Annotated in this window: 27 protein-coding genes (1 of these 27 only partly in view); 14 read left to right on the top strand and 13 right to left on the bottom strand. The window is 68.4% G+C overall.

Annotated elements, in window-relative coordinates; all coding sequences use genetic code 11:
* Positions 1-10: 10 nt before the first annotated feature.
* Both CWC60_RS15415 and nirK read right to left on the bottom strand, forming a co-directional pair.
* Entirely contained in the window at positions 11-472 is a 462-nt protein-coding gene (locus CWC60_RS15415) for a pseudoazurin (protein WP_109792444.1), read from the bottom strand.
* A 92-nt stretch (positions 473-564) separates the two neighbouring features.
* Positions 565-1,620: a copper-containing nitrite reductase gene (nirK, locus tag CWC60_RS15410; RefSeq protein ID WP_109794832.1), complete on the bottom strand. Its 1,056-nt coding sequence runs from the start codon at positions 1,618-1,620 to the stop codon at positions 565-567.
* A 131-nt stretch (positions 1,621-1,751) separates the two neighbouring features.
* Here nirK and CWC60_RS15405 point away from each other — a divergent pair, with 131 nt between their 5' ends.
* From CWC60_RS15405 to CWC60_RS15380, 6 genes are all read left to right on the top strand, one after another.
* On the top strand, positions 1,752-2,450 hold the full coding sequence (locus CWC60_RS15405) for a Crp/Fnr family transcriptional regulator (RefSeq protein ID WP_109794831.1): 699 nt from the start codon (positions 1,752-1,754) through the stop codon (positions 2,448-2,450).
* An 81-nt stretch (positions 2,451-2,531) separates the two neighbouring features.
* Entirely contained in the window at positions 2,532-2,750 is a 219-nt protein-coding gene (locus CWC60_RS15400; protein WP_109794830.1) for a DUF1858 domain-containing protein, read from the top strand.
* Entirely contained in the window at positions 2,747-3,955 is a 1,209-nt protein-coding gene (locus CWC60_RS15395) for an NnrS family protein (RefSeq protein ID WP_109794829.1), read from the top strand. The genes CWC60_RS15400 and CWC60_RS15395 overlap by 4 nt, the downstream gene beginning before the upstream one ends.
* Before the next feature lie 114 nt (positions 3,956-4,069).
* Positions 4,070-4,654: a PAS domain-containing protein gene (locus CWC60_RS15390; RefSeq protein ID WP_109794828.1), complete on the top strand. Its 585-nt coding sequence runs from the start codon at positions 4,070-4,072 to the stop codon at positions 4,652-4,654.
* 126 nt (positions 4,655-4,780) lie between these two features.
* Positions 4,781-4,954 carry a DUF1328 domain-containing protein gene (locus CWC60_RS15385; RefSeq protein ID WP_109794827.1) on the top strand — a complete coding sequence of 58 codons (174 nt, stop codon included), beginning with the start codon at positions 4,781-4,783 and terminating at the stop codon, positions 4,952-4,954.
* 54 nt (positions 4,955-5,008) lie between these two features.
* Positions 5,009-5,359, top strand: a complete 351-nt coding sequence (locus CWC60_RS15380) for a hypothetical protein (RefSeq protein WP_109794826.1) — start codon at positions 5,009-5,011, stop codon at positions 5,357-5,359.
* 80 nt (positions 5,360-5,439) lie between these two features.
* Here the strand turns inward: CWC60_RS15380 and CWC60_RS15375 are convergent, their stop codons facing one another.
* Together CWC60_RS15375 and CWC60_RS15370 are read right to left on the bottom strand one after the other, a co-directional pair.
* Entirely contained in the window at positions 5,440-6,462 is a 1,023-nt protein-coding gene (locus tag CWC60_RS15375) for an aspartate-semialdehyde dehydrogenase (protein ID WP_109794825.1), read from the bottom strand.
* A gap of 118 nt (positions 6,463-6,580) precedes the next feature.
* Complete coding sequence (locus tag CWC60_RS15370; protein WP_109794824.1) at positions 6,581-7,330, bottom strand: MOSC domain-containing protein; 750 nt, start codon at positions 7,328-7,330, stop codon at positions 6,581-6,583.
* Between the two features lie 206 nt (positions 7,331-7,536).
* Here CWC60_RS15370 and clpB point away from each other — a divergent pair, with 206 nt between their 5' ends.
* Positions 7,537-10,113, top strand: coding sequence for an ATP-dependent chaperone ClpB (clpB, locus tag CWC60_RS15365; RefSeq protein ID WP_109794823.1), 2,577 nt, complete (start codon positions 7,537-7,539; stop codon positions 10,111-10,113).
* 68 nt (positions 10,114-10,181) lie between these two features.
* Here the strand turns inward: clpB and CWC60_RS15360 are convergent, their stop codons facing one another.
* Positions 10,182-10,655, bottom strand: coding sequence for a DUF3565 domain-containing protein (locus CWC60_RS15360; RefSeq protein WP_109794822.1), 474 nt, complete (start codon positions 10,653-10,655; stop codon positions 10,182-10,184).
* 31 nt (positions 10,656-10,686) lie between these two features.
* Positions 10,687-11,832 (bottom strand): DUF2336 domain-containing protein, encoded by a 1,146-nt coding sequence (locus CWC60_RS15355; protein WP_164516574.1) that lies wholly within the window; start codon positions 11,830-11,832, stop codon positions 10,687-10,689.
* A gap of 112 nt (positions 11,833-11,944) precedes the next feature.
* On the opposite strand from CWC60_RS15355, the gene CWC60_RS15350 reads away from it, so the two are divergent.
* On the top strand, positions 11,945-12,727 hold the full coding sequence (locus CWC60_RS15350) for an enoyl-CoA hydratase/isomerase family protein (RefSeq protein ID WP_109794820.1): 783 nt from the start codon (positions 11,945-11,947) through the stop codon (positions 12,725-12,727).
* Positions 12,728-12,892: 165 nt separating this feature from the next.
* On the opposite strand, the gene CWC60_RS15345 is transcribed toward CWC60_RS15350, so the two are convergent.
* The 3 genes from CWC60_RS15345 to CWC60_RS15335 are packed head-to-tail and all read right to left on the bottom strand — an operon-like array spanning position 12,893 to position 15,290.
* Complete coding sequence (locus tag CWC60_RS15345; RefSeq protein WP_109794819.1) at positions 12,893-13,159, bottom strand: PqqD family protein; 267 nt, start codon at positions 13,157-13,159, stop codon at positions 12,893-12,895.
* Positions 13,156-14,016 carry a hypothetical protein gene (locus CWC60_RS15340; RefSeq protein ID WP_109794818.1) on the bottom strand — a complete coding sequence of 287 codons (861 nt, stop codon included), beginning with the start codon at positions 14,014-14,016 and terminating at the stop codon, positions 13,156-13,158. The genes CWC60_RS15345 and CWC60_RS15340 overlap by 4 nt, the downstream gene beginning before the upstream one ends.
* Positions 14,013-15,290 (bottom strand): glycosyltransferase family 4 protein, encoded by a 1,278-nt coding sequence (locus CWC60_RS15335; protein ID WP_109794817.1) that lies wholly within the window; start codon positions 15,288-15,290, stop codon positions 14,013-14,015. The genes CWC60_RS15340 and CWC60_RS15335 overlap by 4 nt, the downstream gene beginning before the upstream one ends.
* A 169-nt stretch (positions 15,291-15,459) precedes the next feature.
* Here CWC60_RS15335 and CWC60_RS15330 point away from each other — a divergent pair, with 169 nt between their 5' ends.
* The 3 genes from CWC60_RS15330 (at position 15,460) to CWC60_RS23685 (ending at position 17,445) form a co-directional block, all read left to right on the top strand.
* Positions 15,460-16,680: an EAL domain-containing protein gene (locus CWC60_RS15330; RefSeq protein ID WP_109794816.1), complete on the top strand. Its 1,221-nt coding sequence runs from the start codon at positions 15,460-15,462 to the stop codon at positions 16,678-16,680.
* A gap of 70 nt (positions 16,681-16,750) precedes the next feature.
* Positions 16,751-16,948 carry a hypothetical protein gene (locus tag CWC60_RS23315; RefSeq protein WP_125182801.1) on the top strand — a complete coding sequence of 66 codons (198 nt, stop codon included), beginning with the start codon at positions 16,751-16,753 and terminating at the stop codon, positions 16,946-16,948.
* Between the two features lie 344 nt (positions 16,949-17,292).
* Positions 17,293-17,445, top strand: a complete 153-nt coding sequence (locus CWC60_RS23685; protein ID WP_164516573.1) for a hypothetical protein — start codon at positions 17,293-17,295, stop codon at positions 17,443-17,445.
* 10 nt (positions 17,446-17,455) lie between these two features.
* On the opposite strand, the gene CWC60_RS15325 is transcribed toward CWC60_RS23685, so the two are convergent.
* Positions 17,456-19,288 carry a sensor histidine kinase gene (locus CWC60_RS15325; RefSeq protein WP_164516572.1) on the bottom strand — a complete coding sequence of 611 codons (1,833 nt, stop codon included), beginning with the start codon at positions 19,286-19,288 and terminating at the stop codon, positions 17,456-17,458.
* Positions 19,289-19,453: 165 nt separating this feature from the next.
* Complete coding sequence (locus CWC60_RS15320) at positions 19,454-20,917, bottom strand: hypothetical protein (RefSeq protein WP_109796440.1); 1,464 nt, start codon at positions 20,915-20,917, stop codon at positions 19,454-19,456.
* A gap of 310 nt (positions 20,918-21,227) precedes the next feature.
* Here CWC60_RS15320 and msrB point away from each other — a divergent pair, with 310 nt between their 5' ends.
* Complete coding sequence (msrB, locus tag CWC60_RS15315) at positions 21,228-21,674, top strand: peptide-methionine (R)-S-oxide reductase MsrB (RefSeq protein WP_109794813.1); 447 nt, start codon at positions 21,228-21,230, stop codon at positions 21,672-21,674.
* Between the two features lie 127 nt (positions 21,675-21,801).
* On the opposite strand, the gene CWC60_RS15310 is transcribed toward msrB, so the two are convergent.
* Positions 21,802-23,124: a DEAD/DEAH box helicase gene (locus tag CWC60_RS15310; RefSeq protein ID WP_109794812.1), complete on the bottom strand. Its 1,323-nt coding sequence runs from the start codon at positions 23,122-23,124 to the stop codon at positions 21,802-21,804.
* 361 nt (positions 23,125-23,485) lie between these two features.
* On the opposite strand from CWC60_RS15310, the gene CWC60_RS15305 reads away from it, so the two are divergent.
* Together CWC60_RS15305 and CWC60_RS15300 are read left to right on the top strand one after the other, a co-directional pair.
* The gene (locus tag CWC60_RS15305) at positions 23,486-24,499 is read left to right on the top strand and encodes a zinc-dependent alcohol dehydrogenase family protein (protein WP_109794811.1); all 1,014 of its coding nucleotides are present in this window, start codon (positions 23,486-23,488) and stop codon (positions 24,497-24,499) included.
* Positions 24,500-24,627: 128 nt separating this feature from the next.
* On the top strand, positions 24,628-25,512 hold the full coding sequence (locus tag CWC60_RS15300; RefSeq protein WP_109794810.1) for a TauD/TfdA dioxygenase family protein: 885 nt from the start codon (positions 24,628-24,630) through the stop codon (positions 25,510-25,512).
* A gap of 19 nt (positions 25,513-25,531) precedes the next feature.
* On the opposite strand, the gene CWC60_RS15295 is transcribed toward CWC60_RS15300, so the two are convergent.
* A protein-coding gene (locus tag CWC60_RS15295) for an IclR family transcriptional regulator domain-containing protein (protein WP_277422334.1) crosses the window boundary here: on the bottom strand, positions 25,532-25,857 show its 3' portion. The gene runs 406 nt beyond the window's last position; the window shows 326 of its 732 coding nt (coding positions 407-732); its start codon lies off the right edge, out of view — the gene reads right to left on this strand; the stop codon is at positions 25,532-25,534.

Raw genomic sequence — 25,857 nt, 5'->3', positions numbered from 1 at the left:
GGCATCCGGTTCAGCGCGCGGCCAGCCGGTCGTCCATTTGCTGCAGCAGGGCGGACATGCGCTTGTCCGCCCGGCCCGGATGCTTCGCCTCGCGGATGGCGTCCAGGTTCGCCGTGGCGTCGCCGACCACGACAACGCCGACCATGCCCATGCCGTAGTGGGGCAGGCACTTGTAGCCGTAGACACCCTCCTCGGTGAAGGTCACGGTGACCGGCTTGTTCATCCGGCCCTTGAAAGCCTCGGCATTGGCGGGAAGCATGGACCTGATGGTTTCCGCGTTGTGGCCCTTGTCGGTGGGCAGGAAGGTCACGGTATCGCCTGGCTGGACCTCCAGATAGGCGGGCTCGAAGACCATCATGCCGTCCGCGCCGCGGTTCAGCATCTTGACCTCGAAGTCGGCGGCCGCGGCGGGCTGTACGGCGGCGGCGAGGAGACCGCCCAGCATGGCGGCGGCGATCAGGGTGCGTTTCATCTCGGGGTTCCTTTCGTCAATTGTCTTCGTGGAAAGGGGCGGCGGCCCCGCGGGAGCGAGGGGGGAGTGCGGGGCCGCCGGGGCGCAGCCGGTCAGTGACCGGCCATGCTGAGCTTCATGTCGCCGGTGTCGTAGATCTCCGGATTTTTCGGACCCTCGACCTCGATCTCCGCGACCAGGCCGCGCTCCAGCCTCGAGAGGGCGTGGTCGACGAGCAGATATCGGCCGGGAACGTCGAAGGTGACGTCGGCGACGGTCGCCCCGCCGGGCGCGACAGACACGGTCTGGACATCGGTGATCGGCGCCGTGTTGAGCGAGCCGTAATCGTAGACCCGGTCCATGATCTCGCCGATGACGTGGAAGCTGGAGGTCTTGTTGGGGCCGCCGACGCCGAAGTAGATGCGGACGGTCTCGCCGACCTTCGCCTTCATGGCGTTGGCGCCGGTCAGCGCCCCGGCAGCGCCGTTGAAAACGTAATACTCCGGATCCTCGTCCAGCAGCTTGTCATAGTCGGTCATCGCCTCGCCCGCCTCGCCGGGGGCCAGATCGGTGTAGATCTCGCCCTGCATGACGTAGAGTTCCCGGTCGACCTTCGGCAGACTTTCGGCAGGTTCCACCAGGATCATGCCGTACATGCCGGCCTGGATGTGGTCGGCGACCATCGGCGTGGCGCAGTGGTAGACGTAGATGCCGGGCTTCATCGCCTTGAAGGTGAAGCCGGTCTCGTCGCCGGGCGCGGTCTGGGTGGCGACGGCGCCACCGCCGGGACCGGTCACGGCGTGGAAGTCCACCGAGTGCATCATCATGCTGTCCTCGGCGTTCTTCAGCGTCACCTCCACGGTGTCGCCGGCGCGGACACGGACGAAGGGACCGGGGACCTTGCCGTTGAACGTCCAGTAGCGGAAGGTCGTGCCGTCGGCCAGTTCGGCCTCGAGTTCGACCGTGACCAGTTCGACCTTCACGGTCTCCGCATGGTCGCGGGCGATCGGGCCCGGCAGGGCGGCCGGATCCAGCGCGATGGCCACCGGGTTGATGGCGTCGGCGTCGGTCGCCTTGTCGGCGGCAGCGGCGTCGGCGCCGAGGGAAAGCCCGGCAACGACCGCGATCATGCTGGCGGTGCCGAGAAGAGCATTACGAAACGTGCTCATTTGCGTTCTCCTAGACGCTTGTGGTTGGTGACAACGCCGCCAACCTAGGCATCGCGGGCGAAGGCCGAATTGCGCTGCAACAAACTTCGGCGAAGTTCGTTCGCCGATGCGAAAAAGGGAGGTGAAGGGCCATGGATACGGAGACGCGGGTCGGTCTGCTGAAGCCTGTCGGGCTGTTCCGCAGCCTGAATGGCGCGGCGCTGACGGCGCTGGCGGAAGCCGCGCGCGAGCATGTGGTGCCGCGCGGGGAGGCCATGTTCCAGCAGGGCGACGAGGCGACCCATGGCTATGTCCTGGCCTGGGGCCGCGTCCGCCTGGACCAGGTGACGGCGGAGGGTCAGAACATCGTCATCCGCCATCTGGGACCGGGCGACATGGTGGGCATGGTCGCCGTGTTCCGGCGCATGCCCTTTCCCGCCACGCCCGTGGCGCTGGAGGACTGCATGGCGCTGGGCTGGGGCGCGGGCCGCTTTGCCGAGCTGATGGCGGCCTATCCGCCCATCGCGCAGAACGCCATCGCCGCCGTCGGCGGCCGCATCGAGGAATTGCAGAGCCGGCTGCAGGAGGTCGCCACCCAGCGCGTGGAGCAGCGCATCGCCGCGACCCTGCTCCGCCTGGCCAATCAGGCTGGCAGGAAGACGGATGCGGGCGTCGAGATTCCCTTCGCGCTGTCGCGCCAGGATCTGGCGGAGATGACCGCGACGACCCTGCACACGGTCAGCCGCACGCTCTCCGCCTGGGATCAGGAGGGCGTGGTCGACTCCCGCCGCTCCAGCCATCTGGTCATCCGCCAGCCGCACCGCCTGGTCGAGATCGCCGGCCACGCCTGAGCCAGACTTGCGCCGGCGCAAATCGCGCCCGCCCGCGCGCCACTATTCTCCTCTCCGCAACCCCTCGGAGGACGAGACGCCATGACACCTGGGGAGATCGAGACCCTGCCCATCGCGGAACTGATCCGGCGCGCGCCCGAGACGGCCCGCGTCTTCCTGTCCCACCGCATGTCCTGCCCCGGCTGCCTGATGGCGCCGTTCATGACCGTCGACGACGCGGCCGGGGAGTATCAGGTCGACGCCGAGACCCTGAAGCGGGATCTGATCCGCGCCATCGAGGCGGAGGAGGCCCTGCAATGACCGAAGCACGCACCGCGATCCCACGCTACCGTCCGACCCGCGCGCCGGCGGTGCTGGCGCAGGGCTTCCGGCCCTTCTTCCTGCTGGCCGGCCTCTATGGCGGCGGCGTGCTGCTGGTCTGGACGGCGATGCTGCACGGCGGCTTCGCGCCGGCGACCGCTTTCGACGCCGTCGCCTGGCACGCCCACGAGATGCTTTACGGCTTCACCATGGCCGTGATCGCCGGCTTCCTGCTGACCGCCATCCCCAACTGGACCGGCCGGATGCCGCTGCAGGGCCTGCCGCTGCTCGGCCTTGTCGCGCTCTGGGCTCTCGGGCGCGTGGCGGTGTGGTGCTCGGACGCGATCGGCGCGGGCGCGGCAATGGCCCTCGATCTCGCCTTTCCCGCCGTCTTCATCGCCGTCGTGCTCAGGGAGATCGTGGCCGGCCGGAACTGGCGCAACCTGCCCATGGTCGCCGCGCTGACGGCGTTCACGGCCGGCAACGTCCTGATGCACCTGGAAGCTGCGGGCTGGCTTGGCACGGACGGCGCAGGCGCGCGGCTCGGCCTTGCGGTCCCGGTGGCCCTGATCACCCTGGTCGGCGGGCGCATCGTGCCGAGCTTTACCCGCAACTGGCTGGTCAGGCGGGGCGCGCCGCGCCTGCCCGCATCCTTCGGGACCGTCGACCGGGCGGCGATGATCCTGACCCTGCTCGCGCTCGCCGCCTTCGTCATCGTGCCTGAAGGGCCGGCGGTCGCAGCCGCCGCCTTCGCCGCGGCCGCCGCCCAGGCATTCAGGCTGGCGCGCTGGCGCGGCATGGCCACCTGGACCGAGCCGCTGGTGGTCGTCCTCCACCTCGCCTATGCGTGGATTCCGGCGGGCCTCGCGCTGCTGGGTCTCGCCGCCGCCCTGCCCTCGTTCGTGCCGGGAACCGCCGCCGTCCACGCCTTTGGCGCCGGCGCGGTGGGGGCGATGACCCTCGCGGTCATGACCCGCGCGACGCTGGGCCACACCGGCCGCGGCCTGCAGGCGGGCCGGGGCACCGCCCTGCTCTACGCCGCCGTCCTCGCCGCCGGACTGAGCCGCGTCGCCGCGGCGCTGCTGCCGGAACAGGCGATCGCGCTGTTCAGCGTCTCCGCCCTGGGCTGGGCGGTGGCGTTCCTGGGCTTCGCCCTGCTCTATGGCCGCGCGCTGACCACGCGGCGCCGCACGGCCGGCGCCTGACGGACGCGCGGCCGCACCGTTCCGGGTGCGGCGGATAATCCGTGGACAACCCCCCGGACCAGTCGCTATTGCCGGCCCCGAAGCGGCAGCGACTACGGAGGAGACGGACATCACGTGGGCGAACTGACCCGGAGCCAGGTCGGACGGCGGCGCGAAGCGGTGGTTTCGCTGCCGTTCCGGACCGCCGGTTCCCGCATTCTGGCGGGTGCATGGCTCGATTTCGCCGGCGACCGGATCGCGCCGGCGCGCCGGGACATCGATCCCGCTCGGCTGGTCAAGGTGCTGCCCAACATCGTGATCCTGCAATACGCCGAGCCGGAGACGATCCGGTTCCGCCTCGCCGGCACGGACTTCTTCACCACCTTCGACCGGGAAATGACCGGACAGAGCTATCTGGAGCTCATCCCCCCGGACCAGCGCGAAGCCACGCGGCAGCGCCTGTTCACAATCGTCCGTCACCCCTGCGGCCTGCTCGCTGTGCTGGGCAGGGAAGGATCGGAGCATGACCGGGACCGCCTCGAATCCTTCGGCCTGCCGCTGCGCAACGAAGCCGGGGAGATCGAGTACACCATCCATCACGCCGATTATCTGGAGCCCGTTCGCGATATCGAACGGATCTCGATGGGCCGGATAAGGGCCATCAACGCGGCCTGGGTCGATATCGGCAGGGGTGTGCCGGGCCAGCACGCCCCGCTCTGATGGCGCACCGCGATCGCTGCGACAATTGATGGCACTGCGGCCGCCGCCGCGGCTCCCCACCTCTCGGGTAAACCCGGCCTCGGCGCCGGGAACGACCACGTACAAGAACAGAAATGAGGCGAACTCATGTTGGGCTGGGCCCTGCTCTTCTTCATCATCGCGATCATCGCGGCCGTGTTCGGTTTCGGTGGGATCGCATCCGCGTCCGCCGGCATCGCGCAGATCCTGTTCGTGATCTTCGTGATCCTGTTCATCCTGTCGCTGATCTTCGGCATCGTGCGCGGGCGAAGGCCCCGTTGACGCCCGGAATGATCCCGACAGCCGACGAAAGACAACAAGAACGGAGAATCCGCAATGGCTGACAAACACGATAACGAAACAACCGATCCCGCCGAACGCCGCGGCGCGAAGCACGGCAAGGGCGGCGGCATCGCTGCGGTCCTGGCGGTCGCTGTCATCGCGGTCGTCGCGATCTTCGCCGTGATCATGTACACCGGCGATGGCGACGACGTGGCCGTCGACACCGATATCCAGGAGAGCGGTCAGGCTCTGGATGAGGCGGCCGAGGAGAGCGGCGACGCGCTCGGCGAAGCCGCCGAAGACACCGGCGACGCCATCGATCAGGCTGCCGAAGAAACCGGCGAGGCCATGGACGAGGCGGCCGAGGAGACCGGCGAGGCGGTCGACGATCCCGCCGGCCAGTAAGTCTGCCGGAAACCGGGAGACGAAGGCCGCGGCGTATCAACGCCGCGGCCTTTTCCGTTGGTCTGCGGCCCCCCGGAGGCTCAGGCGGCCTTGCGCAGGAAGCGGCTGCCCAGGGTCTCGGCGATCTGCACGGTGTTCAGCGCCGCGCCCTTGCGCAGGTTGTCGGAGACCACCCACAGGTTCAGACCATTCTCGATCGTCCCGTCGTCGCGGATGCGGCTGATGAAGGTCGCGTAGTCGCCGACACAGTCGACCGGCGTGATGTACTGGTCGTCCTCGGGCCTGTCGACCACCATGCAGCCCGGCGCCTCGCGCAGCAGTTCGCGGCACTCGTCGGCCGAAAGCGGCTCTTCCAGTTCCAGGTTGATCGCCTCGGCATGGCCGACGAAGGTGGGCACCCGGACGCAGGTCGCCGTCAGCCGGATCTTGGGGTCGAGGATCTTCTTGGTCTCGACCGTCATCTTCCATTCCTCCCTGGTCGAGCCGTCCTCCAGGAAGATGTCGATATGGGGAATGACGTTGAAGGCGATTTGCCTGGTGAACTCCGCCGGCTCGGGCGACTGGTTCACGTAGATGCCCTTGGTCTGGTTGAACAGCTCGTCCATCGCCGCCTTGCCCGCGCCGGAAGTCGACTGATAGGTGGAGACGACGACGCGGCGGATGCGCGCCCGGTCGTGAATGGGCTTCAGCGCGACCACGAGCTGCGCCGTCGAGCAGTTCGGATTGGCGATGATGTTCTTCTTCGTGTACCCGGCCAGGGCGTCGGCATTGACCTCCGGCACCACCAGCGGGACATCGGGGTCCATGCGGAAGGCGGAACTGTTGTCGATGACGACGCAGCCCTTGGCCGCGGCCTTCGGCGCCCATTCCCGGGCTATGTCGCCGCCGGCCGAGAACAGCGCCATGTCGTAGCCGGCGAAATCGAACTCTTCCAGCGCGTGGGTCTTCAGGGTGCGGTCGCCGAAGGACACCGCCTTGCCCTTCGACTTGCGGCTGGCGACAGCGGCGACCTCGTCGGCAGGGAACATCCGCTCGTCCAGGATGTTCAGCATCTCGTGGCCCACATTGCCCGTGGCGCCCACGACGGCGACGCGATAGCCCATGATCAGACCCTTTCGGTTGCGGGGAATTGGAGCCAGCCTCTCTCGGGCCGGAGTGGCGTTACATACGTGCGCCCCCGGACGCAATCAAGCGGAGCGCCGCAGATTGTCTGGGCCCGGCTCAGCCGATGGCGTCGCCGCGCCGGATGCTGCCTGCCGAAAGCACCTCGGCGAACACGCCGCAGTCCATGTGACCGAAACCGGACTGCAGCACTTTCGGAATCTGCATGTCGCTTTCGCCCGTCGCCGGGTCGACATTGGTCGCCGCGCAGCGGTCGATCCGCTGGGTGATGCGCAACCGCGCGCCGCCGGCGTCGAGTTCGCTGCCGACCCAGTCGAACTCTGCCCAGGCGGGCAGTCCGTCGACATAGAGATTGCCGCGGAAGCGCCGGGGGTCGAGCGGCCGGCGCAGAACCCGCTCGATGTCGCGCAGCGTCTCCAGGTTGATGATCGAAAGCTCCGGCGCGCGGGCATCGGAGAAGATCTGGCCCTCCTCGCTGACGATCTTCGGCGGCGCATTGATTTCGTCGGCCAGAAAGGCGGAAAGGAACTGTTCGATGAGCTGCCGCCCGACCGGCTGCGAGAGGTTCCCGCGCGCCACCTGGCGGCCTTGGCGCTTCAGTGTGAGCACCATTTCCTCCGCGTCGAATTCCGCGGCGAGAGAGGCAAGCTTCGGGCAGTTCTTGAGTTGCAGGCAGTCCTTCCAGCCCAGATCGGCGACCGCCTTGCCGCCCGCCATGGCGGAACCCCGGGCAATCGCGAACATGCGGTCGAGCGGCACGCCCCCGGCGGGCGACACGTCGACGGAGTCGAGCTCCTGGCCCGACAGGCCCTTTACGGGAAAACGCAGGATTTGCACGATCTCGGCCATGGCGCGCGCAGCTTGTGCCGGCGGCGGATCGAAATCAAGAATCCGCCTGTCGCGATCTTGCGTCACCGTTACTGAATGACAACATATCGGGGGCAGGGTTGCCTGAGGGGACCCTGTGTAGTGTGCAGCAACCCATCTTCGGACGCTGGCGGCGGGCCCCGTAAAGGGGGTGCCGGACGGCGGGCCGGAAAAAAGAGAGGGATTTCATGGATTTCGAGACCTACACCGAGCGGGCGCGCGGTTTCCTGCAGAGCGCCCAGGGCCTGGCGATCCGCGAGGGCCATCAGAAGTTCACCCCCGACCATATCCTCAAGGTGCTGCTCGACGACGAGCAGGGCATGGCCGCGCGCCTGATCGAGGCATCCGGGGGCAGCGCGAAACAGGCCCTGCAGCAGACCGAGATGGCGCTGGGCAAGCTGCCGAAGGTGGAAGGCGCCGGCGCGGGCCAGCTCTATCTGGACCAGCAGACGGCCAAGGTCTTCGAACAGGCGGAGCAGGCCGCGAAGAAGGCGGGCGACAAGTTCGTCACCGCCGAGATGCTGCTGGTGGCGCTCGCCGTATCCGGCGAGACGCTGAAGAAGGCCGGCGTCAGCCCCCAGGGCCTCAACCAGGCGATCAACGACATGCGCAAGGGCCGCACCGCCGACACCGCCTCGGCCGAGGAGGGCTATGACGCGCTGAAGCGCTATGCCCGCGACCTGACCGAGGCCGCGCGCGAGGGCAAGCTGGACCCGGTGATCGGCCGCGATGACGAGATCCGCCGCGCCATCCAGGTTCTGTCCCGCCGCACCAAGAACAACCCCGTGCTGATCGGCGATCCCGGCGTCGGCAAGACCGCCATCGCCGAGGGCCTGGCGCGCCGCATCGTCGACGGCGACGTCCCCGAGAGCCTGAAGAACAAGCGCCTTATGGTACTCGACCTGGGCGCCATGATCGCCGGCGCGAAGTACCGCGGCGAGTTCGAGGAGCGCATGAAGGCCGTGCTGCAGGAAGTGCAGTCGGCGGCCGGCGAGATCGTGCTGTTCATCGACGAACTGCACACGCTGGTCGGCGCGGGCAAGGCGGACGGCGCCATGGACGCGTCGAACCTGCTGAAGCCGGCGCTGGCGCGCGGCGAACTGCATTGCCTCGGCGCCACCACGCTGGACGAATACCGAAAGTACATCGAGAAGGACGCTGCCCTGGCGCGGCGCTTCCAGCCCGTCTTCATCTCCGAGCCGACGGTGGAGGACACCATCTCCATCCTGCGCGGTCTGAAGGAGAAGTACGAGGTCCATCACGGCGTCCGCATCTCGGATTCCGCCCTCGTGGCGGCGGCGATGCTGTCGAACCGCTACATCACCGACCGCTTCCTGCCCGACAAGGCGATCGACCTGGTCGACGAGGCCTCCAGCCGCGTGCGCATGGAGGTCGACAGCAAGCCCGAGGCGCTGGAACTGCTCGACCGCCGGGTGATCCAGCTCAAGATCGAGCGCGAGGCGCTGAAAAAGGAAACCGACCAGGCGTCGAAGGACCGCCTCGAGAAGCTCGAGGACGAATTGTTCGACCTGGAGGAGCAGTCCCGCGCCGAGACCGAGGCCTGGGAGGCCGCCAAGGCCAAGCTGGGCGAGGCGCAGCATGTCAAGGAAGAGCTCGAGCAGGCCCGAAACGAGGTCGAGGACGCCAAGCGCCGCGGCGACCTGGCCCGCGCCGGCGAGCTGACCTACGGGCGGATTCCGGACCTGGAACGCCGGCTGCAGGAGGCCGAGGGCCGCTGCGCGCCGGCTTCGGTCCGCGAAAGCGTGACCGAGGAGGACGTCGCCACCGTCGTCAGCCGCTGGACCGGCGTGCCGGTCGAGAAGATGCTGGCCGGGGAGCGCGAGAAGCTGCTGGAGATGGAGAAGCGCATCGGCGCCCGCGTCATCGGCCAGGAGGAGGCGATCAAGGCGGTCAGCCACGCCGTCCGCCGTTCCCGCGCCGGGCTGCAGGATCCGAACCGGCCCATGGGCTCGTTCCTGTTCCTGGGCCCGACCGGCGTCGGCAAGACCGAGTTGACCAAGGCGCTGGCCGAGTTCCTGTTCGACGACGACCAGGCGATGGTCCGCATCGACATGTCGGAGTACATGGAAAAGCATGCCGTCGCGCGGCTGATCGGCGCGCCTCCGGGCTATGTCGGCTATGACGAGGGCGGCGCGCTGACCGAGGCGGTTCGCCGCCGGCCCTATCAGGTCGTGCTGTTCGACGAGGTCGAGAAGGCCCATCCTGACGTCTTCAACGTGTTGCTGCAGGTGCTGGACGACGGCCGGCTGACCGACGGCCAGGGCCGGACCATCGACTTCAAGAACACCATCATCATCATGACCTCCAACCTGGGCAGCGAGTTCCTCGCCGGTCAGAAGGAGGGCGAGGATGTCGATCTGGTCGAGGGTCAGGTCATGAACGTGGTCCGCGGCCATTTCCGGCCGGAGTTCCTCAACCGCCTGGACGAGATCATCCTGTTCCACAGGCTCTCGCGGGCGCACATGAGCGGGATCGTGGAGATCCAGCTCCGGCACCTGGAGAAGCTGCTGGCCGACCGGAAGATCGGTCTCGAGCTGGACGAGGCGGCCAGGGCATGGCTGGCCGACGCCGGCTACGATCCGGTCTACGGCGCCAGGCCGCTCAAGCGGGTGATCCAGCGCCGGCTGCAGAATCCGCTGGCGGAGGCCATCCTGTCAGGCGAGATCGCCGACGGCGAGACCGTCCGCGTCTCGGCGGGCGAGAACGGCCTGACCATCAACGAGAAGCTGGTCGAGGCGGCCTAACGGATCGGCGTGCGGGGAATGGCCACGGGCCGGCCCCGCACGCCTTCCGATTCTCCTCGGAACAGCACCTATCCGCCGTCCGCGGCCACGCGCAGGAACACCACGCGGAAGCGAGCGCCGTCGTGCAGTTCCACATGGTGGGACGCTTCCGGCGGGATCGGCGAGTTCTCGCCCGCCCCCAGGTCGGCGGCGCGGCCGACCGGATCGGCGAAGACGCACCGCATCCGCCCCGCCAGCACCTCCAGCCGGCCCCAGGTTCCGGGCTTCGTCTCATGATCCTTCAGCAATCCGGCCGGGACCGTCGCCTGGTCGAAGACCGGCGTCTCCCGATACGGGGTGACGCCATCGGGCATTTCCAGCCGGTCGCAGCGCAGGCAGTCGAGCGTCTCGCCCAACATCGACGCGCGGCCGGCCTCGCTCTCGGCCCAGGGCCGTTCGACGAAGGGCGGGCGGTGCCGGACGTGCTGGCGGTGCCCGCAGTCGAGCCGGGCGAACCGTTCGCCCTTGTCGTCCAGGCCGAACCCGGTGATGCGTCGTTGCATCGGGTGACGATACAGCCTGAAGGGCCGGCTGTCAGGCCGGCTTGCGGTCCCGGTTCGCCTTGGCGCGGAGGCGGGAGAGAACTTGCTCCAGCCCGGCAGGATTGATGTTGCGGTATTCCTCGGCGATGCGGCCGACCACGCGTTCGATGAAGTCTTCGTCGGCGGCCGGGCTCTGTCGGCCGCGCGCGGCGCGCATCTCGTCGCGGGCAACGCGGAAGGCGTGGAACAACAGTGGCTCCAGCCCGCTCTGCTCGAACAGCCGCCGGAACGAATCGACGCCGGCGGCGTCCACCGCCGCCTCGACCTTGTCGCGGGGCCAGCGGGTGAGTTGCGCCATGCCGGCGATGAAGAACTGGTGGTCGCCGCTGGCCAGCACGCGCAGCATCAGGCTGGTCGACAGCCGGCCGGCGGCGTGCATGCGTTTCGCCAGGTCCTCGACGGCCTGCCAGTTGTCGGCGCCCCTGGCGAGCTGCACGATGGAACGCTCCCGGCCATGGACGACGAGGTCCTCGGCCAGAACGGCGGGCAGGTCGTGGCGGCGGATCAGCGTCTGCATCATCAGGTCGGCGACCGATTTCACGCACTGTTCGGTGACGGTGAGCGAAACCAGGCGCTCGGCCACTTCCAGCGGCAGGCCCGGCCGCGAGGCGACTGCGCCCATGACGTCGGTGCTGTCCTGAAAGCGGTCCACCGCGCGGTCCAGCACGCGCTCGCTCACCTCGGCGCCGGGGTTGCGGATCAGGATTCCGACCGCCTTTTCGGTGCCCTTCTCGACCAGCTTCTCGGCCACCGGCGCGCTGACGGCGCGACGTCCGGCGACGGCTTCCTGGAAATTGCCGCCGCGCTCGATCTGAACCAGAAGGTCGCGGTCGCCGAGCAGGGAGGAGAAACTGACGATGGGCAGCGCCACCTGCTCGACGTCGGCCAGCAGCCGCTCGACCATGGGCCGGGGCAGCCAGGGCGATTCGGCTATGTGCTCGGCCAGTCCCTTGCGCACGGATTCCACCGAGTCCGCGATCAGGCGGTCGATCATTTCCAGCGCGATCGTGAGTTCGCGCCTGTCGAGGCCCGAGCGCTGCATGAAACGTCCGAGCTGGGCCGAGACGGCGCCCTTCTGGTCCTCCGACAGCGCGCCGACCAGCGCCTGGACGTCGCCTTCCGAGATCATTTCGCTCATGGCTCGCGGTACTCCTGAACAGGCTTCACTCATGCCAGATGCGTGTTAATCCCCGCTTAACGACGTCAACGGGCCATGTTCCAATGCCGCCCGCACAGGGGAGAGAGACGCCATGGATTACGAACAGATCATCGTCGCCGACGAGGACGCGGTAACCACCGTGACGCTGAACCGGCCCGAGAAGCTCAACGCCTGGACCTACCAGATGCGCCGGGAGATGCACGACGCCATCTCCAAGGCGAACGACGACCGGGCGATCGGCGCGATCATCGTCACCGGCGCGGGGCGCGGCTTCTGCGCCGGCGCTGACATCGAGGACACCTTCAAGGCGCAGGCCGAAGGCAGGGACGTCAAGGGCAAGGACGTTGCCGGCGGCATCGACTGGGTGAAGTTCGTCCGCGAATCCAAGCCGCTGATCGCCGCCATCAACGGCGCGGCGGTCGGCGTGGGCCTGAGCCAGGTCCTCTCCTTCGACGTCATCATCGCCGCCCGTTCGGCGCGGATGGCCGCCCCTTTCGTCAAGGTCGGCGTGGTCCCGGAACTGGCCAGCTCGCACTTCCTGGTGCAACGCATGGGCTTCGGCCGGGCGAGCGAGTTCGCGCTTACCGGCCGCTTTCTCGACGCCACCGAGGCCGAGCAGTCGGGCCTGGTGGACCGGGTGGTGGGCGACGCCGACCTGATGCCCACGGCGCGGAAGATGGCGAAGACGATCGCCGCCAATCCCGACCGGCACCTGCGCTGGGCCAAGGAGCTGCTCACGCAGAACGGCTCGGAGACGGACCTCCGGCTGGTGCAGGACCGGGAGCAGGCGCTGCTGAAACAGGCCTATGAAAGCCCGGAGCACAAGGAGGCGATCGACGCCTTCCTCAACAAGCGCCAGCCGAATTTCCGTTAGGGGGAGCGCCGGTTCTTCGCTGATCTGATGGCGTCACCCCCGCCTTGTGCGGGGGTCCGGTCAACGGCCAAGCAGGTCCGGAAATCAGCGAAGGGCGGAATTGCCGAAGCAATCCGGATGCCCGCACGGAGGCGGGCATGACGTCAAGGGGCGCGCTTCCGCTCCTTACGCCTCCTCCAGCAGTCCATCGCGCAGCATCTCGTCGAGCGCGGCGTCGAGATCGGCGGCGATACGCTCGGGGCCGACCTCGGGGAACGCCTCGCGGAAGATGGCGAGCACCTCGGCGCGCGACATCGGCTCGGCCAGCAGGTTCCAGACGGCGGCGGCCATGCGGTCGAGATGGTAGATCTCCCCGTCCGCGGGGCGGACGAGGAAAAGGTCGCCCTCCATCTCGGATTCGACGACCCCTTCCGCCCGGCGAAGCCCGCTCATGCGCGCGCCTCCCGATCCAGCAGTTCCGCCGCCTGGAAGCTGTCGGCGTAGACCAGTTCGGTCCGGTCGACGGACTCGGCCAGTTCGCGGAGCCGCGCCAGCCGTTCCACCGGCGGCAGGTGCGCGGCGAAGGCGGTCGGCACCAGGCGCTTCACCGTCTCGCCGAGGCTGACGGGCCGGAACGCCGGAGCGCCTGCATCGTCGCGGCGGGAAAGCAGCACCAGGCGCCCGAGCGGCAGCCGCGTCCCGAAAGGCGTGCGCTCGTCCGGATGAAGCACGACATAGCGCATGCCGCTCTCGCGGGGGCCTTCCCGTTCTTCGGCGAAACGGCGGAAGGCGGCGGGCGCCTCGGCCGGGAGCGGATCCCTGAGCTTCGGCCTGAGCGCCAGCGCGAATCCGTCGAACCCCGCCGCCGTCCGGCCAACGGGCAGGCGGTCGTCCGTGAACAGCCGCCGCCCCAGCGCCGCCAGCGCCACCGACAGCGTGCTCTTGCCCGCCATCATGTCGCCCACCAGCACCGTCAGCCGGCCGCCGATCTCGACCGCGCCTGCGTGCAGGCAGATCCAGTCGGGCGAACGGGTGCAGAAGCTGTGGATGAGCGCGCCGATCAGGCCGTTGCCGCCCACCAGGCCGGCTGGAAAGACCAGGTCGCCCGTGTCGTAGAGTTCGGTCCGGAAGCGGAACCAGCGCTCGCCGGCCGGCTCCACCGCGATTTCCGGCGCGTCCGCCGGGCCGCTATCGGCGGCCGGCCAGTCGGGCGACTGGGCGCGCAGCGCCGCCATCAGGGGCGCGGCCCCGGCGACGCGGACCGGACCGGTCGGCGTCTCGAACCAGAGAGAGCCCCCGGCCCCGCTCACCGCTTTCCGCGGCGCTTCGGCCTGGCGCCTGCGGCGCGCTTCGGCGGGGTCAGGATGGGCGGCAGGTTGCCCGCCGCAACCTCCTTCAACAGCCGGACGTGCTTCGGCAGGGCGTCCTTCAGCGCGTAGTTCTTCAGCACGACGTCGCGGGCCGCCTCGCGCAACGGCTGCAGCTTCTCGCGATTGTCCAGCGCCTCCGCAATGCGGTCGGCCAACTGGTCGACGTCGAAGAAATCCACCAGCAGACCCTGCTTGCCGTCCCTGATCACCTCGCGCACCGGTTCGGTGTCCGACGAGACGATCAGACAGCCCGCCGCCATGCTCTCGATCAGCGACCAGGAAAGCACGAAGGGCACGGTCATGTAGACGTGGACATGGCTGGCCTGGAGGATCTTCAGGTAGTCGCCATAGGGCAGGAGCCCGGTGAAATGGATGCGGCTGGGATCGAGGTCCGTCTCCTCCAGCATCTTCTGCTTGAAGGTCTTGCCGTCGGGCAGCTTGCGGCCATAGGCGACGCGGTCCTGGCCGACGATCACGGCCTGCAGGTTGGGGCGGGTCTTCTGCAGCTTCGCCACTGCCTCGACGAACTGCGGGAAGCCGCGATAGGGCTCCATGCCGCGGGTGGCGTAGGTGACGATCTCGCCCGCGCCGGAGAGATCGAGATCGCCGACCTTCATCTTCGCATCCGGGTCGGGCTTGAAGAAGTCCGTGTCGACGCCGTCGTGCAGCACCGACAGCTTGTTGTGGAAGATCTTCGGGAACTGGTCGCGCTGGAACACCGTCGGGCAGAGGCCCCAGTCGCAATTGGCCAGGTCGAGCAGGATGGCCGCATTGCGGGTGCGGATGCGGCATTCGTCGTCGGCGCTGATCTGGTTGTCGGGCAGGAAGTCCGCGTCGGTGCCGTGCGCGTGGTAGTACCACTCGAAATAGCTGAGCAGCTTCGCCTCCGGGAAGGCGTCCTTGACGTAGAGCGTCGGGCCCCAGCCGGAATGGCCGCAGACCAGGTCGGGCCGGAAGCCGCGCTTTCGCAGCTCCATGCACATGCGGTAGACGGACTGGCCGTTCAGCACCGCCGATTCCAGGTTGCGCACGTAGTGGTGCGTGGCCTCGCGCACCTCCCGGGCCGGCTTGTAGTAGGCCTTGGTCACGCCCGGAATCTCGCCGGCCTTCGCCTGGGTGCCGAAGACGAGCTGATGGCCACCCTCGCGGGCCAGCTGCGTCGCCACATGGCGGTACTGCGCCGGAAAATTGTTGTGCAGAAACAGGACCCGCATGCCGCTCCCTCAGCCCTCGACCGGCGACAAGGCTTAGAGCGCTGGGCGTCCACGTCAATCCCCGCGCGCACGCCCGCGGCCGTTAACCGAAAATCAAAGCCCCCACGGTAGAACGGCGAACAGCCGGATGAACGCGTCCGGCGAGGATGGACACGGGAGTAGGTCGAGTATGCAGGTTCGCAGCGATCAGGAGATCCGGCTGGTCGACTATGCCGAACGGCTGTCGCGCCACGCCGAGGACCGCCTGGCGATCCACCTGCACTATGCCCGCCTGAAGCCGCACAACCGCCAGGAGCATCAGCTCCGCATCGCCGCCAACTGCCTGGAAGACCTGGTCAAGCGCTTCGACGGCCAGCTCTTCCGCCTGTCGACCGCCGATCAGGTGCTGGTGGTCAAGGGCGCGCTGACGCCCGACGTCGAGCCGGTGGTCGAGAAGCTGCGCCACCTTTTCGCCGCCGACCCGGCCACCCGTCCCGGTCCCGACGGCGACCGCTTCTGCGACTGGTACGACCTCACCGTCGACTACGAGGACTTCCTGGCCCATGCGCGCCGCCTGCTCGCCCGGGCCGAGGAGAAGCGCAAGGCCGAGGCCGAACAGATCGCCCGGTCCGGCGCGCCGCGCCGCGAGCGCAAGCAGATCCCCATCCAGCCCGAGCATCTCGGTCGGCTGGTGGAGCAGCTCGCCTCCATGGACATCTCCTCGCTGATGCGCCGCCAGCCCGTCTGCGCGCTGACGCCCGAGGGCGAGGCGCGGCCGGTCTTCAACGAGCTCTTCGTCTCCATCGGCGACCTGCAGCGCATGGTCATGCCCGACGTGCAGCTGGCCGCCAGCTCGGCGCTGTTCGCCTATCTGACCCAGTATCTCGACCAGCGCATCCTCAAGGCCCTGCCCGACATGGAAGCCTCGGTGCCGCTGTCGACCTCGATCAACATCAACGTCGAGACGATCCTGTCGCCGCAGTTCCTGGAGTTCGACCAGAAGCTGCGCGCCCAGACGAAGAAGACCATCATCCTGGAAGTGCAGCTTTCCGACGTGTTCCAGAACGTCGCCGGCTTCGCCTTCGCGCGCGACTTCGTGCGCGACCGCGGCTACCGCATCTGCCTCGACGGGCTGAACCACCTGACCCTGCCGCTGGTCGACAAGCGCCGGCTGGGCCTGGACATGCAGAAGATCCTCTGGGCCCCCGACGTCTGGGAACAGGGCGGCGAGGCCGAACGCAGGGAACTGGCCGAGGCCGTGCGCCGCGCCGGCCCGACGCGGCTGATCCTATGCCGCTGCGACAACGCCCACGCCGTCGAGTTCGGCCGCTCCATCGGCGTCAGCCTGTTCCAGGGCCGCTATGTCGACGCCCTGCTGTCGGAGCAGGCGGCCAACGCCCGCGTCGCCTGATCCGCCGCGACCGTTGCCCAGCCACCCGCCGGGACTTGCACCGCTGCCCCGCCTCCGCTTTGATCGATTCATGCGCAATGCAACCGAGGGGCGAGCCATGTTCGACCCGGCGCCGCCGGGCGGCGGTGAAACATCAGGCGACGGCCGTGCCGAGGTGCTGGCGACGCTCAAGCGGAACGTCTTCGGCGACCGCAAGGTCAAGTGCCTCCAAACCGCCTCCCCGCGGCCAGGGCACGAGGGTGGTGGCGTGGTGAAGGTTCATCATTGACTTAAGAAGTACAAATGACAAGATACGAAATAATCTCCTATCATCCATGCTTTTTTTACTGGGCTGGTGCTGCAACAATATTAATAACTGCTCATATATTGATATATTTTATTCATATACGAAAATTTTATAATATTGGTATAGAATATTCTATTTTTATACTTACGATTTATGATAAAAAAAGCGGACTGATCGGTATTTTGTGTCGTATATTACTTTGGTCTGGGGCCTCAATTCTTTGGGTTTCCCGTGAATGCCTCGTTACGGAGAAACTTTAAATCCTCTGGGCGCCCGACATCTGGGAACAGGGCGGCGAGGCCGAACGCAAGGAACTGGCCGAGGCCGTGGGTCGCGCCCTCCCGACCTGGCTGATCCTCTGCCGCTGCGACAACGCCCACGCCGTCGAGTTCGGCCGCTCCATCGGCGTCAGCCTGTTCCAGGGCCGCCATGTCGACGCCCTGCTGTCGGAACAGGCCGCCAACACCCTCATCGCCTGATCCAGAACCGTCAACCGCCGCTGTCCACCCGGCGCAGCAGCCACACGGTCACCGTTGTCCCCGCGTCCGGGGCGGAGCGGATGGTCAGCGCGCCGCCGTGCAGCTCGACCAGCATGCGCGAGAGCGGCAGTCCGAGCCCCGCGCCTGATTTCGCGGTGTGCGCGTCGCTGCGCACCACCTCGAAGGGCTGCAGCACGCGCTCCCGGTCGGCCTCGGCGATGCCGGGACCCTGATCGGCGATCCCGATCGTGACACCCGTCCCGTCGCCCTGCGCGCGGGCGCTGACCACGCCGCCCTCGGGGCTGAACTTCACCGCGTTGGACAGCAGGTTGTGCAGCACCTGGCGCAGCGCGCCGCGGTCCGCCTCGATGACCAGATCGCCGTCGGGCGCGGCGACCTCGACCTGCGCGCCGGCCTGCGCCGCGGCGTCGGCGAAATCGGCCGCCGTCTCCGCCAGCAGTTCGCCCGCGTCCAGCGTCTCGGTCTCGAGGCGGAACTTGCCGCTCTCGATCCGCGCGATGCCCAGCACGTCGTCCACCAGCTTCAGCATGTTGCGGCTGCTGTCATGGATGTCGGTGGCGTAGTCGCGGTAGGTCGGCGGCGAGACCGGGCCCAGCATCTCCTTCGAGATCATCTCCGAGAAGCCCATGATGGCGTTGAGCGGCGTGCGCAGTTCGTGGCTCATCCCGGCCATGAAGCTGTTGCGGGTGTCGTTGAGCTCCTCGGCGAGCAGGAGCTGCTTCTGCTGGCGCCGGAGCCCCAGGGCCAGGGCGATGGCGAAATAGAGCGTGGCGACGGCGCAGCCGATGGCGGTGAGATAGTGGTTGATCGGGTGGTAGGGCGCGAGGTCGAGCACCCTGAGATAGAGGAACACCGCTGTCAGCTGGCTGAAGCCCCAGCCGAAGGCGACGACGCGGGCGCGGTCGGAGCCGCGGAACGACAGGTAGATGGCGAGACCGAAGACGAAGATCGCCCCCGGCCCGGCGACGAAGGCGATCAGCGCCGCGCCGACCGGAGCCGGCAGCACCGGCGCCAGCGAGGTCAGCAGCCCCACCGCCACCAGCAGGCGCATGATGGTGTCCACGCGCGGATGGCGCTCCGGCGTGCCGAGATAGCGCTGGAAGAAGCGCACGCCCGAGGCGAACAGCAGCCCCTGCAGCACGAAGAAGAGTGGATTGGCGTATTCCCAGCCGCCGGGCCAGAACCAGATCTGGCCCATGCCCGAGGCGACCGCGACATAGCCGGCATAGGCCAGGCTGAAGGGGATGAAGTCCAGATAGGCCTTGTCGCGCACGGTCAGGAAGACCGTGAAGACGTACATGCAGACCGCCAGCACGGCCCCGAACAGCGCGCCGAACAGCAGGTGGTCGCGCAGCACCATTCGCTCGAAGCCCTTCTCCGAATAGAGCTTCAACGGCGCCAGCACGACCGACGTGGTCGTCACCTGCAGGTAATACACCGCCGTCCCGCCCGCGGCCACGTCCACGGGGAATGCCGGGAAGTGGCTGGCCGGCAGGCTGCGGTCCAGCGGCGCGCTGTCGCCGCGCTGACGGATGACCGGGGCGCCGACCTCGTCGTAGCCGTGGAACAGGATGCGGTCGATATAGGGAAACTTGTAGACCAGCACGCCATCGAAGGGCCGGGCCGCGTCATTGGCCACCTCGACGCGGAGCCAGACCGGCTCGGCGCGGAAGCCGAGATGCAGTTCGTCGCCCTCCGCCATGCGCCATTCCGGCGCGGCGGCGGGCCGCCAGACGCCGTCGGCCGCCGTCAACTCCATCGGCCCGACATGATAGGAAACGGCGAGGCCGCGTTCTTTGGCCGGAGCCCCGGTCGCGTCCATGCGCATCGCGGAATGGATCAGCAAAGCCGCCAGCAGTGCGAGCGCGACCGCGCCGGTGACGCGTCCCGCATGCGGAATTCGGACGCGCCAAAGCCGTCGCAATGGGAAGCCGATTCGCCGGGCCATTGGGGCAGCATAGTCGCGGCCGTGCGGGCCGGACAGGCGCTAGACGATGGGCCGGCCGGAAAGGAAGTCGTCGCGTTCGTAGACCTGCGCCGGCAGGGGCCGGGTCACCGGCTGGGCCAGCGCCGGCCCGGAGATGAAGTCGATGTCGGCGTTCAGCATGTGGTGGACCACGTCGCGGTTGTCGACCAGGCCGACGAAGGACCGCCGGCGGCCGGCGCGGCACTCCCGGGCGAACTGCGCGGCGTGATCGCCCGCCGTCTCGGTGGCGAGGCTCTGCAGGCAGACCACGCCCACGTCATAGTTCAGCGCCTTGCGCCAGTCGCCACCCTGACCGCTGAACGCCATGGTCATGGAGAAGCAGTTCCGCCGCAGGGTCTGGACAACGTCCCGGAGCCGGCCGTCGGGCGCGTCGGGCGGAATGTCCCATACCGTGAGCAGCAGTTGGCGCCGCTGCGCCTCCGGCATGCGGCCGATGGCCGTCGCCATCCGCGACAGGCGGCGGGTACTGCGCAGCGCGGCATAGGGAACCGAGAACGAGACGAAGCCCGCGCCGCCGGACTCTCGCAGGGTCTCGAGGCCGATGCCGACATGCATGAGCTGGTCGAGATAGATGTCGGTCACCATCCCGTCCTCGAAGCAGGAACTCGGAATGGACCGTGCGCCCACCAGCAGCCGCCCGTGAACCTCCCGCGCCGGCAGGGCTGCGGAGGCGGCGATGGCCTGATTGCGCATGTCCCAGACCGGCAGATAGACGGTATGGAACGCCAGTATCTCCGCCTCGCGGTCGCCGGGCGCCCTGGCGGTCGGACTGAAGATCAGGGGCCGGCCGGCACCGCTCCAGTCGAAGCCCTGGTCGATGATCTCGGCGCAGGCGTCGGGCCGGACGATCGACGCAAGGCTCGCCGACATCCGCCGCGGCGCGAGCGGCAAAGGCGGCGGCACATCCCCCGCCAGGGTCGCGGCATCGTCCAGCGGCTCGAACCGGAGCCGGCCCTCCGCGACCTCCTGCAGCACGTAGCATTCCATGCTCTCCGCACCCTCTTCGCCGAGCAGCTTGACGCCGGCGCGGCGGACATCGGCGCGGAATCGGTCAATGCGTCCGGCGCCGTGCCGTGTGCAGACGACGACCAGCAGACTGGGCGAGATCCAGAACAGGCTGCCCCGCGCACCGGCGAGCACGCGCGCATGGGGTTTCAGATACTCGCGCAGCCGCGCGAGTATGCCGGCGGCCGCCTTCGGGTACAGACGTCTGACGCCGTCGAGCGCCAGCAGGAAGGTGTGATCGGTGAACGTGCCGACATGGGATTCCATGGCCGGCAGAAGTTCGTGAAGGATCGAGCGGCCGGATGAACGGCCGGCGCCGGGCCGCACCACCATGGCGCCCAGACCGGCCCGCTTCACCGTGAACGCGCCGTCCTCGGGCTGGTCCAGTTCGAGCAGGAGCGACCTCGCCACAGGGTCGGCGAGCCGCTCCGAAGCCCCGGATACGCCCGCCTCATCCATACCGTTTCACTCCTACGCTGAGTCGGCCGCGACGCACTGTTGGCCGGCCGGACGCATGGATCCGGACTTGCTGCTTCGGAATCCGGGAAGGGAACCGCTCGATGGCCTTCAACCTAGGCGGGCAGGCTTAAGCCACGGTAAAGAAATCAGGTCACTTATCCGGGCGCTGCCATGCACAGTGTGCAGAACTCATTCCGGGGACGTGACGGCGGCCCGGTTTTCCGCCGCGCCGAAACGCCCGGCGCGGGGCCTCGCCATAGCGGGCCGTCCTCCCTATCTTCGGGTCGAGGAACGACAGGAGCAGTCAAGGATGAGCAGGACCTACCAGAAGACCGACGAGGCGCTCGGCCGGCTCGACCGCATGCAGTACGCGGTCACGCAGGAGGACATGACCGAACCGCCCTTCCGCAACCAGTTCTGGGACCACAAGGAAGCCGGCATCTATGTCGAGGTGGTCAGCGGGGAGCCGCTCTTCGCCTCGTCGCAGAAGTTCGATTCGGCCTGCGGCTGGCCGAGCTATTTCGAGCCGCTGGAGCCCGACAACATCGTCGAGATCAAGGACACCAGTCACGGCATGATCCGAACCGAGGTGCGCTCGAAGCATGGCGATTCGCATCTCGGTCACGTATTCCCCGACGGACCGCCGCCGACGGGGCTGCGCTACTGCATCAATTCCGCGTCGATGCGCTTCATCCCCGTGGCCGACCTGGAGAAGGAAGGCTACGGCGAATACGCAAGGCTGTTCGGGAAGAAATAGGAGTGTTCGTCGTTACCCGGGCACGGCCGGGCCGGTCAACCCCCGCCCTGCCCCTCCCCCTTCGGGGAAGAGGGAGGGCGGCCCGGCAAATGCCGGGCCGGGCCGGAGATATCCTCAGGCGGACGGACTACGCGCTGATCTTCTGACGCCGGGGCCGGGCCGGGCCGCGGCCTTCGCCGCCGCGCGACTCGCGGCGGTCGCCGCCGTCATGGCTCCCGCGCGGCGGGCGCGGCCCGCCCTTGCGGTGATTGGCGCCGCGCTGGCCGCCGGGCTTGCGGGTCTTGCCCGGGCCGGAGCGCTCGCGGCGCGGCGCGGGCGGCGTGTCGGTCAGTTCGCCGGCATCGTTGAAGGTGCCGCCGATGACCCGCTCGATGTCCCTCAGCAGGCCGCGCTCCTCGCCGTCGCAGAAGGAGATGGCGATGCCGCTCGCACCGGCGCGCGCCGTGCGGCCGATACGGTGGACATAGGCCTCCGGCACGTTGGGCAGCTCGAAGTTGATGACGTGGGTGATGCCGTCGACATCGATGCCGCGCGCGGCGACGTCGGTCGCCACCAGCACCGCGACCTTGCCGTCACGGAAACGCGACAGCGCCTTCTCCCGCTGGGACTGGTTCTTGTTGCCGTGGATCGCCGTCGAGGCGATGCCGGCCTTCTCGAGGTAGGTCGACAGCTTCTCGGCGCCGTGCTTGGTGCGCGCGAAGACGATCGCGCGGCCGACCTGCCGGTCCTCGATCAGCTCCACGAGACGCTGACGCTTGTCGCGGGCGTCGACATAGACGACTTCCTGGGCGATACGCTCCGCCGGCCGGTCGGCCTGGGCCACGGCGATCTCCGCCGGGTCGTTCAGGAAGTCCTGCGCCAGGGCGCGGATCTGCCTGGGCATGGTGGCCGAGAGCAGGATGGTCTGCGGATCGGCCGGCACCTTCTGCAGGATGCGGCGGATGGCGGGCATGAAGCCCATGTCCATCATCTGGTCGGCCTCGTCGAGGATGATGTTGGCGACGCCGTCGAGACGGATGACGCCGGTGGACATATGGTCCTCCAGCCGGCCGGGGGTCGCGACCAGGATGTCGACGCCGCCGGCCATCTGCCGGATCTGCGGACCGGGGCGGACGCCGCCGACGACCAGGGCGACCGAGGGCCGGATCTTGCGGCCATAGGTGCGGATCGCCTCGACGATCTGATTGGCCAGCTCACGCGTCGGCGCCAGGATCAGCGTCGTGCAGGTCTTCGGCCGGGGCGCGCGGCGTTCGTCCGCGATGCGGGAGAGCAGCGGCAGCACATAGGCCGCGGTCTTGCCGGTGCCGGTCTGGGCGGTGCCGAGCACGTCGCGACCGGCCAGCACGGCCGGAATCACTTCGGCCTGGATCGGGGTGGGAATCGTGTAGCCTTCGGCTTCCACAGCGCGAAGGACGGACTCGGCGAGGCCGAGTTCATTGAACTGGGTCAAGTACTTACTTTCTGCATGCGGCCGTGTGCCCATGCCGTGATCGGCACGGGGCGGCCTGTTCGGTTCAAGGGTAGCGAGCCTGGCGCGGAACGGCTCCTCAAGTGACTGCGCGTCACCGCGCTCCCCGGCCGCGCCGCCCTTTCACTCAGGTCCTACGCGCCGCCGGTCCGATGCCGCGACGAACGGGTCGTCATCCACGAACGGCATCCATGGGCGGGACAGACCATGTTTCGGCATGGCGCGCAAGCGGTTTCTTTTGCGCCGCAGCATTGCATGGCAGGCGTGCTGCACGCGCGCTGTTGGCAAGCCGCGCGCGACCCCCGACAATCGCAGCCGCAGATTCGCGGACGGGGAGGACGACATGCGCGCCTGGGAAATCACGACGGCCGAGGGCATCGACGGCCTAAAGCTGGCCGAAAGGCCGACGCCGGAGCCTGGACCGGGCGAGGTCCGGATCAGGATGACGGCCAACTCGATCAACTACCGCGACCTGATGACGGTGGAACACGCCGCCGCACGCGGCCTGCAGCTGCCCTTCATCCCCAACTCCGACGGGGCCGGCGTGGTCTCGGCCGTAGGTCATGGCGCCCCGTACCGGGAGGGCGACCGGGTGACCTCCTGCTTCTTCTCCGACTGGGACGCGGGCGAGATCGGCCCGGACACCATGAATTCGGCGCTGGGCGGCGCCCGGCCCGGCGTGCTGGCGGAAGAGGTCGTGCTGCCCGCCCGCGGCGTGATCCCGACGCCGGCGCATCTTTCCGACGCCGAGGCGGCGACCCTGCCCTGCGCGGCGCTGACCGCCTGGCACGCGCTGACCCAGCCGCGCCCGGTGCTGGCCGGCGAGACCGTGCTGCTGCTCGGCACCGGCGGCGTCTCCGTCTTCGCGCAGCAGTTCTGCCGCATCATGGGCGCCAGTACCATCGTCACCTCGTCCTCGGACGCCAAGCTCGCCCGCATGAAGGAACTGGGCGCGGACGGGACCGTCAACTATCGCGACAACCCGGACTGGGACCGCGAGGTGCTGGAGATGACCGGCGGCATCGGCGTCGACCGCGCCGTCGAGGTCGGCGGGCCGGGCACCTTCGACCGCTCCGTGAACGCCACCCGCGTCGGCGGCATCATCGGCCTGATCGGCATCCTCACCGGCGCCGGCGGCCAGGTGCACCCGACCAACTTCATGCGCAAGTCGATCACCGTGCGCGGCATCTATGTCGGCAGCCGCGCCATGTTCGCCGACATGAACCGCGCCATCGAACGCCACGGCCTGAAACCGGTGATCGACGACGATTTCGCCTTCGAGGCCGCGCCCCAGGCCTACCGCGCCATGCGCGCCGCCGGCCATTTCGGCAAGCTGGCGATCCGGGTGGGGAAATAGCGTCTCCCTTCGACGTCCGGCGTCCTCTGCGCCACATGCGGGGCCCCCGCCGCGCGGCGCCGCTTGGCAGAAACGGCCGGCCCGGGCACAATACTCTCCGGTAGATTGCGATCACCGGGGAGAGCGACATGAGCCAGATGACCTTCGAGCCCTTGGAGGGTGTCACCTTCGGGGCGCGCGTGCACGGCGTGAAGCTGACTGCGATGGACGATGCGGCGTTCCGCGAACTCCATGACAACTGGCTGGAATACGGCCTGCTGATCGTGCCGGAGCAGTTCCTGACGAGGGAGGAGCAGATCGCCTTCGCCAGGCGCTTCGGCGATCTGGAGTTCGAGATCGCCGAGATCGGCAACATGCGCGACGACGGCTCGCTCCGGCCCGACGACGGCAGCGACGAGATGATGAAGATCAACCGCGGCAACATGGGCTGGCACCACGACAGCACCTACATGCCCGTGCAGGCCAAGGGCGCGGTGTTTTCCGCCGAGATCGTCCCGCAGGAGGGCGGCGCCACCGGCTTCGCCGACATGCGCGCGGCCTATGACGAGCTCGACGACGCCACGAAGGCGCGCATCGAGAATCTCCGGGCGCATCATTCGCTGCACCACTCCCAGGCCAAGGTGGGCCACAAGACGAAACCCGTGAAGGACGGCAAGGTGAACGCCGGCGGGACCTTCGGCGGCTACGGCCTGCATGACGGGCCGGTGTCGATCCGGCCGCTGGTCAAGGTCCATCCGGAGACGGGCCGGAAGAACCTTCTGGTCGGCCGTCACGCCTATGACATCATCGGCATGTCGTCGGAGGAGTCCGAGAAGCTGCTGCAAGATCTCGTCGACTTCGCCTGCCAGCCGCCGCGCATCTATCACCACCAGTGGGCGCCCGGCGACGCGGTGATCTGGGACAACCGGCGGCTGATGCACCAGGCCACCCCCTGGCCCTTCGATCAGGCGCGGCGCATGTGGCACAGCCGGATCGCCGGCGATCCGGAAACCGAAGCGGCGATGGCGGCCTGAGCGGCGGACCGGCCGAAATCTAGGCGGGGCGGCCTTCCCGGAGGCGCGCCTCGATCGCGGCAGCCGCGGCCGTGAGCTTTTCCAGCAGATGCGCCTTCTTCCCCGGCTCCCTGAGGCGCGCCGGCGAGAGCGAGATGTTCGCCGCCGCGATGACCCGGCCGGTGGCGGCGCGAATCGGCACGGCGACGCCCGCGATGCCTTCCTCCAGCTCGCGGTAGACCATGGACCAGCCCTGGGCGCGGTCGCGCTCGATGGCGGCCCGCAGACCATCCGGATCCGTGATTGTCCACGGCGTGAACGCCTCCAGTTTCGCCGACGCCAGATAGCCGCCGAGGTCGCGCTCCG

The sequence above is a fragment of the Minwuia thermotolerans genome, from assembly GCF_002924445.1.
Lineage (GTDB): Bacteria > Pseudomonadota > Alphaproteobacteria > Minwuiales > Minwuiaceae > Minwuia > Minwuia thermotolerans.
This window is presented reverse-complemented; position numbering and strand designations above follow the sequence as displayed.

Coding starts and splice junctions, on each gene's coding strand:
- CWC60_RS15355 (WP_164516574.1), bottom strand. CDS start 11,832: ATGAGCGAAATGATCTCGGAAGGCGACGTCCAGGCGCTGGTCGGCGCG.
- CWC60_RS15405 (WP_109794831.1), top strand. CDS start 1,752: ATGGATACGGAGACGCGGGTCGGTCTGCTGAAGCCTGTCGGGCTGTTC.
- CWC60_RS15370 (WP_109794824.1), bottom strand. CDS start 7,330: ATGGCCGAGATCGTGCAAATCCTGCGTTTTCCCGTAAAGGGCCTGTCG.
- CWC60_RS15330 (WP_109794816.1), top strand. CDS start 15,460: ATGCAGGTTCGCAGCGATCAGGAGATCCGGCTGGTCGACTATGCCGAA.
- msrB (WP_109794813.1), top strand. CDS start 21,228: ATGAGCAGGACCTACCAGAAGACCGACGAGGCGCTCGGCCGGCTCGAC.
- CWC60_RS15395 (WP_109794829.1), top strand. CDS start 2,747: ATGACCGAAGCACGCACCGCGATCCCACGCTACCGTCCGACCCGCGCG.
- CWC60_RS15305 (WP_109794811.1), top strand. CDS start 23,486: ATGCGCGCCTGGGAAATCACGACGGCCGAGGGCATCGACGGCCTAAAG.
- CWC60_RS15320 (WP_109796440.1), bottom strand. CDS start 20,917: ATGGATGAGGCGGGCGTATCCGGGGCTTCGGAGCGGCTCGCCGACCCT.
- CWC60_RS15345 (WP_109794819.1), bottom strand. CDS start 13,159: ATGAGCGGGCTTCGCCGGGCGGAAGGGGTCGTCGAATCCGAGATGGAG.
- CWC60_RS15335 (WP_109794817.1), bottom strand. CDS start 15,290: ATGCGGGTCCTGTTTCTGCACAACAATTTTCCGGCGCAGTACCGCCAT.
- CWC60_RS15325 (WP_164516572.1), bottom strand. CDS start 19,288: ATGGACGCGACCGGGGCTCCGGCCAAAGAACGCGGCCTCGCCGTTTCC.
- CWC60_RS15415 (WP_109792444.1), bottom strand. CDS start 472: ATGAAACGCACCCTGATCGCCGCCGCCATGCTGGGCGGTCTCCTCGCC.
- CWC60_RS23315 (WP_125182801.1), top strand. CDS start 16,751: ATGCGCAATGCAACCGAGGGGCGAGCCATGTTCGACCCGGCGCCGCCG.
- CWC60_RS15375 (WP_109794825.1), bottom strand. CDS start 6,462: ATGGGCTATCGCGTCGCCGTCGTGGGCGCCACGGGCAATGTGGGCCAC.
- CWC60_RS15385 (WP_109794827.1), top strand. CDS start 4,781: ATGTTGGGCTGGGCCCTGCTCTTCTTCATCATCGCGATCATCGCGGCC.
- CWC60_RS15350 (WP_109794820.1), top strand. CDS start 11,945: ATGGATTACGAACAGATCATCGTCGCCGACGAGGACGCGGTAACCACC.
- CWC60_RS15360 (WP_109794822.1), bottom strand. CDS start 10,655: ATGCAACGACGCATCACCGGGTTCGGCCTGGACGACAAGGGCGAACGG.
- CWC60_RS15300 (WP_109794810.1), top strand. CDS start 24,628: ATGAGCCAGATGACCTTCGAGCCCTTGGAGGGTGTCACCTTCGGGGCG.
- nirK (WP_109794832.1), bottom strand. CDS start 1,620: ATGAGCACGTTTCGTAATGCTCTTCTCGGCACCGCCAGCATGATCGCG.
- CWC60_RS15380 (WP_109794826.1), top strand. CDS start 5,009: ATGGCTGACAAACACGATAACGAAACAACCGATCCCGCCGAACGCCGC.
- CWC60_RS15400 (WP_109794830.1), top strand. CDS start 2,532: ATGACACCTGGGGAGATCGAGACCCTGCCCATCGCGGAACTGATCCGG.
- clpB (WP_109794823.1), top strand. CDS start 7,537: ATGGATTTCGAGACCTACACCGAGCGGGCGCGCGGTTTCCTGCAGAGC.